The 12,926-nt window shown below is 45.2% G+C and carries 3 protein-coding genes; 1 reads left to right on the top strand and 2 read right to left on the bottom strand.

Annotated elements, in window-relative coordinates:
• Window positions 1-181: 181 nt before the first annotated feature.
• On the top strand, window positions 182-1,117 hold the full coding sequence (locus METHO_RS02755) for a 1-phosphofructokinase family hexose kinase (protein ID WP_015323998.1): 936 nt from the start codon (window positions 182-184) through the stop codon (window positions 1,115-1,117).
• Window positions 1,118-1,282: 165 nt separating this feature from the next.
• Here METHO_RS02755 and cobN read toward each other — a convergent pair whose 3' ends face one another.
• Window positions 1,283-6,919 carry a cobaltochelatase subunit CobN gene (cobN, locus tag METHO_RS02750; protein ID WP_394296207.1) on the bottom strand — a complete coding sequence of 1,879 codons (5,637 nt, stop codon included), beginning with the start codon at window positions 6,917-6,919 and terminating at the stop codon, window positions 1,283-1,285.
• 524 nt (window positions 6,920-7,443) lie between these two features.
• On the bottom strand, window positions 7,444-12,729 hold the full coding sequence (locus tag METHO_RS02745; RefSeq protein ID WP_156811008.1) for a cobaltochelatase subunit CobN: 5,286 nt from the start codon (window positions 12,727-12,729) through the stop codon (window positions 7,444-7,446).
• Window positions 12,730-12,926 lie beyond the last annotated feature (197 nt).

Here is a 12,926-nt window from a genome sequence, read left to right as displayed (position 1 = left end):
TTTAAGTTTAAGTAAGTAACCTTTAACTATATTTATACCTATATATAAATAGCAAACGGCATTCTAAATGTGGCAACAATGCATCCCTAGATAATACTACGCCCACAGCTTAACAGAAAGAATTGAAATACCAGCACATTTCATTAATATAGACCCTGTCATATACAATAAGGCGATACTCATGAGAAACATCATCACCCTGAACATGAACCCGGCAATTGACAAAAGCACTACAATAGAACATGTGATAGCTGAACGCAAGCTATACTGCGGTCCTGCCAGCTATGAACCCGGTGGTGGTGGCGTCAATGTCTCCAGAGCTATTAAGAAACTTGGAGGAGAATCATTACTGATCTATCCTGCCGGTGGCATGTCTGGCAGTATGCTCAATGAACTTCTGGAACAGGAAAAAATAGACAAACTGCCATTACCCATAAAAGGAGTCACAAGAGAGAACCTTATAGTCCTTGAAGAGTCGACTGGAAGACAATTCCGTTTTGGTATGCAAGGCCCGAATCTTAGTAATGAAGAGTGGGAACAGTGTATTAAAGAGATATACAAAGCCGACCCGGCTCCAGACTACCTGGTAGCCAGTGGAAGTCTTCCACTAGGTGTGCCTTCAGACTTCTATGCCCGTGTTGCACGCATTGGAAAGGAAAGAGGAACAAAAGTGATAATTGATGCTGCTGGGAATGCTCTGGCACAAGCATTGCAGGAAGGAGTCTACCTTATAAAACCCAACTTCCGCGAGTTCAGAGAACTTGCAGGCATAGATATAAACGAAGAGTATCAGATAGCAGAAGCAGCTCAAGAAATGGTCAGGTCCGGACAGTGCGAAGTGATAGTAATATCCCTGGGTGCAGCAGGTGCTCTGCTGATTACCAAGGATGTCGTGGAACATATAGTGCCCCCGACTGTGCCCATCATCAGCAAGGTCGGAGCTGGAGACAGCACAGTTGCAGGCATAGTCCTGAGCCTCTCACGAGGGAAAAAACTGCGTGAAGCTGCTTTGTATGGAATAGCTGCCGGTTCTGCTGCAGTTATGACCCCGGGAACCGAGCTATGCAGGAAAGAAGACACCGAGCGGCTCTATGCAAAAATGATATCTTCGAACTGAATAAAAGAAGGAAAACAGGAAAGATAAAAACCAATCATCAATTAACCGATGACAGCAGAACACTCCTGAATTATCGTATCGATTCAATGAGTGCTCTGCCTTTCGGTCTATCTCAAATCCATTCTTTACTTCATCAAAAAGGCATTAAGGAACAAAATGCCTACTTCACATCCTCCTCTTTCTCATGAATCCTATAAAGACTGCACCAACTGCTCCTGCCACCAGTAAGAAGGCTACTACGTCCGAACCAGAGAATTTATTGCTGCTGCTCTCTGGTTGAGATACAGTTTCCTTGGTCATCTCATAGCCTTCCACATAGTTCTCAGGGGTTGACCTCGGAGCTTGCACACTAAGATCTTCACCTGCACCTATCTGTGACTCCATGGTCTGGTTAGATGTAGGATCCGTAGCCTGGTTGGTAATCTCCAGTTTAGGACCGCTGGAACCACTGCTGCTGCTGTGGCTGGAGGTGCTTTGCTTCACAGGCTCGCTTGTTGCTTTATCCATGATATTCTTGTAGGTGGCAGCGGTTTGCTCATCCACAACACCTGGAACAGACATCACACCCTGTACGAATTCATCCAGCAGGGGGTTACCGCATGTGTGGTGACAACACGTTACCCCATCAGCTACCACAGACTCAGCATATTCTTTCACCAGGCTATTCAGAACCTCTTCCGATGGTTCCCAATTACCTTTCCTGATAGTTTCTATCATCCTGGCATTCATAGCCTGATATGCATATGCATTGTTGTTCTGTATCCATTCACTCAGTTCAGCATCAGCCATGTATGTCCCATAGACTTTGTCCCAGACATCATCGCTTATGAACTCGGAGCCCATTGCTTCCCATCCCCAGAGATTCTCCATGAAACTCTCCATCTCTTTAGCACCTTCAAAACCATGCTCCTGCATTCCGGTTATCCAGGCAGGATTGAAGTATCTCGCATACAGTTCATTTGCAATGTAGTTTTGGAGAGTTTCTATTTGCAGGTCGTCAAGATCCTGGAGATCCACTACATATGTATCAGGAGCGATACCAGATATGTATTTGATAGCATTGTAGAGACCACCCATATACTGATAGAAATCATCGGTATCCATCGAACCATACGTGCTTGAACTCCTGCTATGGAAGATGGCTTGTGTGCCATCAAGGTTGCTTTCGAATACCAGAGAACTGTCTACGTCTATGGCCTGGCCAGTTTGCTGCTCGATATAATCAGCTATGGTCTGTCCCCAGATATTTTCTCCGTAAACATAGCTCATCCTGTCGATATATAATTCTGCAAGTTCTGTGCTGTTGCTCCATGTATCGCTTGCAGATGCTGCATTAGCCATCCCTGTACCATAGGCCCCGTCAGCAGGACCGAATATCCTGAACAACGCAATGTCCCGAGAGAGGTTTACATCCTGAATATTCTGATCAAATACCGCCTGCAAAGCATCCGTATTCATACGTACATAGTTGTCCTGTTCATCCTGCTCGTAGGCAAGCCTGACAGCCTGGTCAATGAGTTCTACTTTCATGGGGAAAGTATCTCTGTAGAGTCCTGAGATCTGAACTATCACATCTATGCGCGGTCTTCCAAGTTCTGATGAATTGATCAGTTGAATACCCGTTACTTCATTACCATCATCCCATACAGGTTCAACTCCGAGGAGATAGAAGATCTGGGATTCCATTATACCTTCGTGACGTGTTGACTCTCCTGCCCATAGAATGTATCCTACCTTAGTTGGATATTCACCATTCTCTGCGTAGTATTCTGCAAGCCACTGATCAACAAGGACCTTGCCTTCTTCCCATGCCTGTTTTGTTGGGAGGAGCTGTTCATCGAATGCATAGAAGTTCCTGCCTGAAGGAAGTGTTTCAGGACGAAGTACCGGATCTCCTCCGATATTTGCTGCTATGTATTCCCCATCCATTGCACGGAGGATCTGCCTGATCTCGTTTTCAGATTCTATGAGGAGCTCTGTGTAATTAAGAGCAGTATTCAGCTGCACATCCATGTCTGCGGAAGTTGTTCCCAGCACTTGCATCTGAGCTTCACTGGAACTCATGTTCTCAAGCAGGACTTTTGAAAGCAGGTCAGTTGATGCGTTTTCTGAATTATTGTAAACTGATACCTGCGTGGAAAAATCATCACCTAGCATGGAGTTGACCATTCCCACAAGCTTGTCCCCTTGAGGGGCTTCCCCGAGTATGTGCAGACCGTAAGGCATAGACTGGCCTTTGAGATCAGAAAGAACATCATCAACTTCTTCCAGGAACGCATCAATCGTTTCGTTGTCCTGTGAGAGGTTCATATTTACTTGTTCATCAATTCCCAGATCAACCACCAGGTCGATGATCTCCTGCAAATGAGACTGTTTAAGTGATTCAGACTCCGTAGTAGATGTCTGATAAGTGGTTATTTCACTGCTGAGTACACTGTAATTCCCATAAAGTCCGGCAGATATCACAGGTGGTATAAGGTGGTCGATGATTACTGCATTGCCTCTGCGCTTGGCTTGCATACCTTCCCCCATACCATCCATTACATATGGGTATATCACAGGTATGTCCCCTGTCATAATTGCAGGCCACTCCTCGCTAAGGAGACAGAAATCCTTTCCGGGAAGCCACTCAACAGTCCCATGACGTCCCATATTGACCATGACATCCGCTCCATATTCATGCTGAAGCCACAGATAGAAAGCTATGTACTGGTGATGTGGGGGCAACTCCGAATCATGATAGAGCACATCATTATTCTCCAGCCATCCCCTTGTGGGTTGAGGTGCAAGGATAACATTATCACTGACCTCTATCTTCGGGATCACAATGTACTTTTTACCATTGTCAGCTGTGTAGACCATTAAATCTCCCGGTGCTTCTCCCCACATGGATATTACCTCTTCTCTTCTGTCTTCAGGTAAGGCATCGAACCATGCTTCATAAGTAGCCTGAGGAATAAGCTCAACGCTACCGTTCTCTACAAGTCTTTCAAGTTCTCCGGGAGCCCAGCCACCCACATTAGTACCCTGATGTACTATCAGGTCTACCAATGCAGTTTCATTGGGCATCTTGCTTATATCAACATTATAACCTGCATCTGCCATAGCCTCCAGCAGATTGCGTATACTGGGTACAACCTCAAGATAGGATGCACCTATGTTGTCTTTTCCAGCTCCGTGGTTGTAATAGATGATTGCGACCTTCTTTTCTGCGTCATCTTTTTCTCCAAGCCCGGCCTGGGCCAAAGTGCGGTTTGTCAGCCACTCCACCTGGGAGGGCTCAGAGGCATAAATTTCCGTACCAGCCAATGTATCATTTTCCTCTGCAGCTATCATAATCGGATCAATGAGTCCCATTGTCTCAGGACCATAAAGCCTAAGCATATATTGCACCGGGATCGGGGTGGTTGTTTCCTTCCATTCTTCGAGGCTCATGTAACCGTTCAGCACACCATTGATTACAGGCACGTTCAGTCTGTCGATGTCAAAATAGTTGCCACGGTAAAGGAACGATATGACCACATCTACCTTAGTGTCAGTACTGTGGTTAAGGAAATCATCCATTGGGGCAGTTGAAGAACCATAACATGCTACTACATTGACCCCTCTTGCCTCAAATCCTTTGATAAGCTTGTCCAATGGTTCCATATCGAGAGGGTAGTACGATTTATAAAATGCAATACCTACGGTGGGTGCATTTGCATCAAAGCTGTGCCCTTCGGTCCTGTTGGCATACCACTGGAAGTATGCACTGCTACTGTTTGTGAATAGGTCCATAGATGTACCTGTCATTGAGGGATGATAGATAGCACCTTCAGGTGGCCCTATAGGTTCCTGGACATCCAGATCTGTCCTTCCATAGTATTCAGAAGCCAGATAGAAAATGAGATTATCAAAATTCTCATCATTGGATGCGCCATTCAGCCAGTAGTCCTGCAGGTATGACTTAAAAGTGTCCTCATCACTGAAACGTGATGGAATGAAGGGAATGTTTTCATTGAGATATGTATTGTAACCAATGACAACACACCCATTTGCAATGGCAGCATCAACTGTCCCCTGCAGCTTATAGGCCGTCTGGGTGAACATATTGACATAAATTATATCCATCTGGCTAAGATCCTCATCACCACTGAGCTTGTCCGCAAGACAGTAACTAGCTGTGATGTTCATGCCAGGGTTACTGTTTACCCGTGAAACAAAATTGGCAAGTTGTGCATCATGGCTTGAATAGCCTGTAATTATAGCCACGTTCAGATGTGGTGCATTTGATAATTGAGTGGTTGAAGTGGTATAAGTCTTTTTAAAGAGCAGCACAGCCACATCAGCCCTGCCTTCACCGGTCTTGGATATTGTTTTACCGGAGATGGTCGTTCTTTCCAGAGAGCTGATACTGTCCAGCAGAGCAAGTATGGCCTCATGGTCAACATCATCGTTCTTCCTCATAGGCAGGATGAGATCGGTCATCGCTTGGCCATCCTGGACTGAGAAGCTTGTTACATTGGTGAGCCACATGCCACTCATAGCAGTACTGTAAACCACTGATTTGAGTACATAATTGCCATCGGGTATTCCGGTGAGAACAAAGTTCCCATATTGATCACTGGTTGTATTGGCGTAGAAACTGCCATCTTCGAGGGTGAGCACAACATCAACATCCGTCCTGTTCTCACCTGTTTTTGAAACGGTCTTTCCTGATACTGTTGTTGTTCGAAGTGCAGATAATATTTCTTCATGGTCAATGTCGTCATTCTTCCGCATGGAAAGATTAAGATCAGAAACTGACTGACCACCTTCTACGCTAACTTCGGTCACGTTAGTAAGCCACATGCCACCCATTGCAGAACTGTAGATAACGGATTTGAGGGTGTAATTGCCATTCGGCACATCCGTGAACATGAAATTGCCATCAACATCACTCGTAGTGTTGCTGAAAAAAGTAAGCTCTGTTTTAAGGATGGAGTCACTTGTATCAGTAGCGTTATCGGGTTCACTGACTATTGTATTAACTTCCTTGAAAAGGACAATATCCACATCTGCCCTGGCTTCACCGGTCTTGGATATAGTTTTACCTGAGATGGTCGTTCTTTCCAGAGAGCTTATACTGTTCAGCAGAGCAAGTATGGTCTCATGATCAACATCATCGTTCTTCCTCATTGACAAGCTGAGATCGTTTACCGCTTGCTCACTCTGGACTGCGATGTTTGTCACATTGGTAAGCCACATGCCACTCATTGCGGTACTGTAAACCACTGACTTGAGTACATAATTGCCATCGGGTATGCCGGTGAGAACAAAGTTCCCATATTGATCGCTGGTTGTATTGGCGTAGAAACTGCCATCTTCAAGGGTAAGCACAACATCAACATCTGTCCTGGCTTCTCCTGTTTTTGATACCGTTTTCCCTGATACTGTTGTTGTTCGAAGTGCAGATAATATTTCTTCGTGATCGATAGCATCGTTCTTCCTCATGGAAAGATCAATATCGGCCACTGCCTGTCCGTTCTCTATGGTAACTTCGGTCATGTTCGTGAGCCACATACCTCCCATTGCAGAACTGTAAATAACAGATTTGATCACATAATTGCCATTCGGCACATCCGTGAACATGAAATTACCATCAGCATCACTTGTGGTGTTGCTGACAAAGATCATACTGGTTTCTAAGTCTTCTGTTGCATCAGCAGATGGAGCAGCCATAGATGCTGGCAATAGTAAGATAGTGACACATAATAATGCTAACATTAGTGCAACTATTTTTTGCTTTCCAAAAGTTCCTATCGTTGTTCTCAAGATAACCACCGTCTTTGCTTTACTATGTGATCCGGTAAATCCAAATTGATTTTCAAGGAACACCGGACCACAATAATACGTGCATCGTATTTGTAAACGTGTGAGATTAAGTTATGAATGTATGTTAGTAGTTATGAAAATACTAAGTATGATATATACTTATCTATTTGCTTTTTTGATAACAACTAAGCGCATTTAAGCATTTAATTTACATTAAAAGTATAGATAACTGTAACTCGAAATATAATGCATCAGCTGATAGAATGATATACTGTATTTGAAAAAGTAAAAATTAAAAAGCTACTTCCAAGTTCAGGATATAACAGGGCTAAAAACCTATAAGCTACTCTTTTTAGTTAACAGAATGGAGATGGATACATGAATAACGGAAGATGGCGTCAGTAATATCCTTCCTTTAAGCCAGTTAAAAATAAAAACCTTGTACCTAGTACAAGGCTCTGTAAACTGACAAATCTGCTACTGATCTGCATCTTTAAGGGGATTTTCCAGATAATTATCGGTCATTCCTGCTATCACATCTTCCTCCTTCTCATGAATCCTATAAAGACTGCTCCAACGGCTCCAGCCACGAGGATAAGAGCAACTATATCCGAACCCGAGAAGGTAGGACTGCTGCTTTCCGGCTGGGACACGGTTTCTGTTGTCATCTCATAACCTTCCACATAGTTCGGGTCCTGAGTTGATCTCATGGACTCCTGAGGCACTTTGTCCAGATCTGTTCCAACACCGCCATCTGTTTGAGTGGTCTGGTTGCTCGAACCTCCAGGTTTTACCTGTGCAGAACCGGTGGAACTTCCACCCTTACTCTTTTCAGCAGAAGTGGCATCATTTGCCTCAGTATCATCACGGAGAGTTGCCTTGTAGAGTTGCTGATTATATTTATCGATAACTTCCTCACTGACAACACCCGGTACAGAAACAACACCTTGGACAAAATCATCAAGCAGAGGATTGCCACAGGTGTGATGACAACATGTAGCTCCATTCTCCGCCACGGATTCCATATATTCCTGTGTCAGACTTTGTACAACTTCAGCAGAAGGTTCCCAGTATCCTTTACGGACCGCTTCCAGCATCCTGCCAGTAATGGACTGGTATGCACCAGCGTTCTCCGCATTGAACCATTCTTCCATACCCTCATTGGCATAGGTCTTATAGACATTATCCCATACGGAATCGTCCACAAGTTCAGGGTCGGTGACTTCCCATCCCCACAGATTGTCCACGAACTCGGCCATCATCCTGCCACCGGCATATCCTGATCCCTGCATACCCTCTATCCATTTGGGATTGAAGTACCTGGAACGCAGGTTCTTGCTCAGGTATTCCTTCATTCCTGTCATCTGGGCATTATTGGGGTCCCTCGTATCCGAAACATACATCTCCGGCGTCTGATGGTCTTCCCTTACATACCTGGTCGCAAGGTTCAGGCCACCGAAATACTGGAAGAAATCATCGTTGTCCAGGGTATCATACAGATTGGAAGAATCCGAATGTACCGATGCTTCCACGTTCTTCAGGTTGGATGTAAGCAGTTCCTGGCATTGGTATCCCCACAGTTCAGTTCCATAGGCAAAGCCCATTTTCTCAAGATACAGGGTCGCGATCTCATCCTCGCTTTCCCAGACACCGCTCGCATCGATGGCATCGCCGACCAGGATATCATAAGTCCCATCCTGTACTGCAAAACATCTCATGGTAGAGAGGGTTTCAGCCATGGCAGCAGTTTCTTCATCGGTCTCAAAGGACCCCTGAAGACTTGCGTAAAGATCCTGGTATATGGCTTGTGTACTGGCGTTAACATAGTTAGGGTAATTCACGGAAGGAGCTATATTTGCAAGTTTCACTGCATCATCAAGCATTTTGATCTTGCTTGGGAAAGCATCCCGCATACCTGCAGTTGCGTAGACTATATCGATGCGAGGTCTTCCCGGCAAGGAAGCGTCGTAGTTGGGCAGCAATTCTTCTTCAGGTATGAGTTCCACACCAACCACATAACCATTGCTGTCCCAGACAGGTTTGACACCCAACAGGTACATGGCTTCAGCTTCCAGCGTACCATGGTCGCGAATGAATTCCACACCGAACCGGGAGAAAGATACCTTTGTCGGATATTCACCATGTTCCTCATAGTAGTCCACTAACAACTCCTGAGCAAGCATTACTCCTAACTTCCACGTGGCTTCAGAAGGGTAAAGCTCGGGGTTCACTCCATAAAAGTTCCTGCCTGTAGGCACAGCATTAGGGTTCATCACCGGATCGGTACCTGGCCCCGCAGGTATGAAATCAGCACTCAAAGCATCGATCACCCTGTCCATCTCTATAGCAGAGTCAATGAGCCGCTGCTTATATTCCAGACCCCTTTCCAGGTCTATGAAAACAGATTCATTGGTATAACCGTATACCATATCCTCTGCGTCATATATGGAAGTACCATTGGTCACAACTTCCCATACCAACCAGTCCACTTTTGTATCATTCAACGGTATGCCCAATGGATAATCAGCTATAGGATAATAAGCAGCTGTGACATTATCCTCGAAATTTCCCTTCATCATGGAACGTACCATGCATGATAGTTCGTCCCTGTTGGGCGATGTAGAGTTCGAAGCTGGCACTTCCCCAAGGATGTGCATGCCATAAGGTATGTTCTCACTTGCGATCTCTTCCAGATATTCATGCAGCACGTTCTTTACGAACACATCAAAGAGCGTTTCATTGTATCCGTACAGTTCAGAAGCATTAAGCTCCAGGTCCGTAGTGAGATTTGCTTTTACCATTTCATCGACAATGATCATCTGATACCCTTTTTTCGTCTGGGTGGACATCTCCTGTCCGTAGTACTGCTGCACGTAACGTGATAGATTGGACAGTTGTCCGTATGTGCCAGAGCGTTCCAGAGTTGGTGTCATGTGATCGATGATCAGGGCATTGCCTCTGTATTCCGCTGTAAGGCCCTCTCCTACATTGGCAACGATGTATGGATAGATATTTGGCATGTCCTGCAATAGCAATGGGGACCATTCGGCTGTCCTGTTCATACCGTATGCTTGCCCTGGCAGCCATTCATGCGTGCCATGGGTTCCGAGATGGATGACGGCATCTGCATCCCACTGCTCATTAAGCCATAGATAGAAGGCTATATACTGATGAGGTGGAGGGACCAATGTACTGTGATACAACGTGTCATCACTCTGCATGAAACCACGGGCAGGCTGGGGCATGAGCCACACATTTCCAAACTGTACGGTAGGTATCACCAGATATTTGCCGGAATTGTTCTCCCATATCATGAGATTCTTGTCCTCAGGTAAGTCTTCCTGCCAGGGTGCTCCCCATTCTTCTATTACCTCATCTCGCAGATCCTGTGGGATTTCTGCTTCAAACCATTCGCGATAGGTTTCCATGGGTATAAGCTGCAGTCCCCATGATGTTCTGTTCCCGACCATTTCATTGAGCACACCCGGAGCCCAGCACCCTGCATTTATACCCTGGGCCTGGATCACATCAAGCAGCTCTGTGTTGTTCTCAGGCACTGAAGTAACATTGAAACCAGCATCCTGCATTTCCTGAAGCATGAGCCTCATGCTGGAAATTGTATCAAGGTAACTGGCTCCTATATTGTCCTTGCCTGAAGGATAGTTGTAATAGATCACCGCAACCTTCTTCTCGGAATTGTTCATTAACTTGAGCTTTGCCCAGTTTATGGACCTGTTCCCTATCCAGTCCACCTGAATGTCCATAGGAACAGCTTCACTTGTACCGTTAGTGGAATCATATACGTTCTTTCCTATGACAACATACTCAAAGATGCCGTCAAGGTTCGGACCAAGGGTCATCCTCACTACCTGCGCATTCGGTATACCCCTGTTGGCATCTGCCGGATCAGGTGTCTGCGGAACGTCCACAACAATACCTCTTAACACAGGCACATTGAGTTGCCTCAGTTCGCGTTCTCCTTTCTCATTATCGTAGTAGTTCAGCCTGAAACTCTTCAAGGATATGACACACTGTACCAGCGACTGATTGTTCTCATCACAATAGTACTTGACAATGTCATCGAATGTATCAAATCCTACTATAACGTTGCAGTCCTTGCCTTCCAGGTCAGAGATCAGTGCGTCTACCACTCCCATTTGGCCGTTGGTGATATCACTGCGATGGAGCCACATACCAATGGTGGGTTTTGATGGATCATACACATGGTGTGTATCATCGTTTGTAGAATACCATTCCAGATACTGCTGCGTGGTCTCAAAGTATTTACCTGGATAATCTTTATGGTAAAGCCCCACCTGCGGCAGAACGGAGGCATCTGAGCCCTGTAATTGCCAGTCCGCAGTAAGTTCGGGATTGTCACCGTATTCCTTGGCAAGATAGATAAGGAAGTTCTCGGCACTAGTTAACTGGGCATCGGTCTGTGTACCCATGTTGTTGTAATAGTTAAGCAATGTGACATTTTCATCGCCTGTATATACATGGTCAAAATATGCCGGTGTATCAATGGAACGCACATCAACGAACACCGTGCCCACCGTATGAGCCTCCCAGAAACTCTGGTTAAGAGGACCATAGATGCTGCTGGAGAGCATATCACAAAAGATCACGTCCTGCTCCTGAAGTAAACCGCTTGAAGCCGCCCGGAGCAACTCGTCACTGGGATCGGCCCAGGTGGTAACATTGAAGGATGGGATGTAAGTGTATTCTATGTTCTGGCTGTACGGATTTGTCAGACTGGCATTTTCCAGGGCCGGGTTTGCTGCATAGCAAAGATACATGATCTTTATTGTATCCCATTTATCAGTAATCTCAGGATGATCACCATACTCCTTTGCCAGATATAGCACAAGGTTCTCTGCATTGAGCTTTTCATCTTCAGTAGCAGTACCCATATTGTTATAATACGTATCTATCAACTGCGTGGAGGAACCGTCTGAAACGTAGTCAAAATATCCGGGAGTGCCCATAGACCTGATGTCCACAAGAGAGATGCCGGCATCATGAGCAGCGTTAAATGTAGCATTCAGGGGATCAAAGACAGCAGATGAAAGCATGTCAGTGAATATCACATCCTGTTGCAGCAGCAAACCGCTTGAAGCTGCTTGCAGCAGTTCATCACTGGGACCGGCCCATGTGGTAGTATTGAAGGAAGGAATGTATATAAATTCTATACTGTCATTGAATCTGGTCGTACTTGCAGCGTCTTCCAAAGCAGCACTTGGCTGCCAGCCGATATAGACAATGCGTATTTTACCTCCCCAGTTATCTGTGATCTGAGGCTTATTGCCGTAGTTCTTGCATAGATATGTCAGGAGGTCTTCTGCATTCTGCATTTCTGTTTCAGTTCCTATACCCATATTATTATAATAGGTATCTATTGGCTCCGTTGAAGAACCGTCGGAGATATAGTCAAAGTACTCCGGTGTTCCCAGAGACCTTATATCAACAAATGAAGTACCGTTGTCCTTTGCAGCCCTGAACGATGTATTCATTGGATCAAAGACAGCACTTGACAACATATCAGTAAAGATCACATCTTGTTCCATCAACAATCCTGAACTTGCTGCTGCAAGCAGTTCGTCACTTGGACCGGTCCAAGTGGTCGTGTTAAATGAAGGCACATAAGTATACACCACGTCTGAACTGTATACCATGGACTGGCTTGCCGCTTCAAGAGCAGCGCTCGGTGTCCAGGAAATATACATTACATTGACCTTGTTTTCGTCTGCCGCTGCTATCTGTATACTGAACAGCATAGCCAGTATACTGATCATCAAGAGTAACTCTCTCCATTTCATAGTACCATCACTTCCAAAAAGTGGGATCAACTTCGCTATTTAGCCTATATAGACCAACCATTGGCTCCACTTTTAAAGATATATTATCTAACCTTACGAGCAACACTATAAACAAAAATTTGCTTCAGAGAATTTCGAAAATAATCCCCACTAAAAAAGTTCGGATATTCCTGTCTCTATATAAGAGGCAGAGAAAT

Source organism: Methanomethylovorans hollandica DSM 15978, assembly GCF_000328665.1.
In the GTDB taxonomy this organism is placed as follows: Archaea; Halobacteriota; Methanosarcinia; order Methanosarcinales; family Methanosarcinaceae; genus Methanomethylovorans; species Methanomethylovorans hollandica.
The sequence above is the reverse complement of the archived record's forward strand: the minus strand, read 5'-3'. Positions and strand labels throughout refer to the sequence as shown.